We start from the raw sequence: 2,191 nt of genomic DNA on the forward strand, positions 1-2,191 counted from the left end.
TCCGCCGCGGACAGCTCCGGCTCCTCCGCAGCCTTGTCGGCCTTGCGCCGGCGGGTACGGAACTCCTGGTATTCCGCGAACCGGTTCAGCACCTTCATGTCCACCCGGTTCGGGTGCTCGGCCAAGATTTTCCGGCCTCGGTCGGTGATCCGGGTGACGCCTCGACGAGGCCGCTCCAACAAGCCGGCTTGGGCCATGTGAGTGACGGACCATGCGATCCGATTGTTGAAGAGCTTCTGCCCGCCCGACGGCAGCATCTCCGCGCGCTCGTCCGCGCTCAGCTCGAAGCGGTCGGCCATGAATGCGATCACCTCAGGGGACTCATGGTCACCGCCATCGAAGTGCATCTCCAAAACGGGCCGCATCAAGGTCTGGAAGTCGGGGATCGGCACGGCACTCCTCCGGTTACCGGCATCGTCAATCAGGGCCGCCATGACGATGGACGGGTTGGGAACCTCCTCGGTCAGGCGGCGTGATCTATCTTCAAGCCTGTGCCATGCCGCTGGACACAGGTTGCCTCAATCGACATCTGTTCTGACGGAGGAGAGCCGAGGCGGGAAGTGACAGTAGGGCTGACAGCAACGTCAGCCACCAGCGGCATCTGACGACAGCCCTACACGACACTTCGAGCTCGGTCTCCATTGGCGGAGCAGGGTGATTGCTCCGCCTGAAAAGCGGACAGTCGCATTTCCTTAGTTTGGCGGCGGCTGACCCTCCTGAAATCCTGCTGGTCGGCGGAGTGCTTGCCAAGGGTATTTATGCTATTTGTGTGGTTCGGGTTCGCGTCCAGAGTGGCGCTATGGGGTCGTTTTTGTATCGATCTCGATGTCATAATGTGTTGATCTTCTAAATGGCTTAGCCTGCCTTGTCACTACTAGATGTGCAGGTGGGTGCCATGAGTGAGCAGGTCGTACAGCCGATCGTCAGCAACGAGCAGGTTGAGACCTCCAAGGAAGTCGTAAGCTCCGCAACGAGGAAGCCCGCGGGGGCGCGAGCAGTTCCGAAGTGGGAGGCAGATGCGCGGGACCGCGTTCGAGCAGCAATACGGCGCTACTCCAAGCCGCTAACTGATCTTATAGCGCGTGATGCTAACGAAGGGGACACGCGTCTGCTCATCACTGTCAATCCCCTGAAAGTGTGGAGACGGTTCTATGCCACAGCGGTCCTCAGCAGGGCCGATGGGGCGTGTCTCTTCTCGATCATGTGACGTTCGAATGTGATGGGCGGCAAGCTGTCGTTGGCGCTGTGCCGCCGAACGGTGTTGTAGAAGTCGGCGATCCAGGTGGCGATCTTCAGGCGGGCCTCGGCCCGGGTGCGAAACCGGTGGCGGTGCACGTGCTCGACCTTGAGGGTGCTGTTGAACGCCTCGGCGGCCGCGTTGTCGAGCGCGCAACCCACGCGTTCCATGGACTGCACCACGCCCAGGCGCCGGCATAGCTCCTGGTAGCGGGCGGCGGTGTATTCCGAGCCGCGGTCGGAGTGGAAGATCACCCCGTCCACGTCGCCGCCCCGGGTGGCCGCCGCCATCTGCAGCGAGGCGCAGGTCAGGGCGGCATCGTGGTGCTCGGACATGGCATAGCCGAGCAGCCTGCGGGAGAACAGGTCCTCCACCGTGGCCAGATACAGCTTGCCCTCATCGGTGTCGATCTGCGTCACGTCGCCGCACCACAGCACGTCCGCAGCGGGCGCGGTGAACTTCCGTCGTACCAGATCCGGAGCGGCCGGCCGCTTGCCCTGCCGGGTCAGCGCGCGCCGCGTGCGCCGCACCCGGGCGACCAGGCCGAGCTCGACCATCCTCGCGGCGACCGTGTTCTCCGACACCCGCCAGCCTGCCGCATGCAGATCACGCGTGATGCGCGGCGAACCGTAGGTGCCGCCGGACGCCTCGAACGAGCGGGTGATCTCCGCGTCCAGGTCGATCCGCCGGCGCTGCCGGGCGGTCGGCGCATCCTCGCCGATGCGGTTCTTCCACTTGTAGTACCAGGACTGCGAGACGCCCAGCGCCCGGCAGGAGATGACGTGGTCGACGTTGTGCTCGGTCTTCTGGGAGCTGATGAAGGCCGCCCGGAACCTGTCAAACCCGGTGAGACGTCAGGCTACTTGCGCGTTTTGTGGTGAGGTGTCGGTCTCGGAGATCACGGGTGGCTGGTTGATCCACACCTTGGTCGGCAATGCCGGTGGGTAGGGTCGC

The 2,191-nt window shown here is 63.9% G+C and carries 2 protein-coding genes; both read right to left on the reverse strand.

Going from position 1 to position 2,191, the window contains the following annotated elements; translation table 11 throughout:
• Positions 1-392 (reverse strand): winged helix-turn-helix domain-containing protein (locus tag ABGB01_RS45835; RefSeq protein ID WP_347780617.1); only part of this gene is annotated, 392 nt, incomplete at its 3' end.
• Between the two features lie 757 nt (positions 393-1,149).
• Positions 1,150-2,055: an IS3 family transposase gene (locus tag ABGB01_RS45840; protein WP_347780619.1), complete on the reverse strand. Its 906-nt coding sequence runs from the start codon at positions 2,053-2,055 to the stop codon at positions 1,150-1,152.
• Positions 2,056-2,191: the final 136 nt, after the last annotated feature.

Source organism: Nonomuraea sp. B5E05 (assembly GCF_039880665.1).
GTDB lineage: Bacteria > Actinomycetota > Actinomycetes > Streptosporangiales > Streptosporangiaceae > Nonomuraea.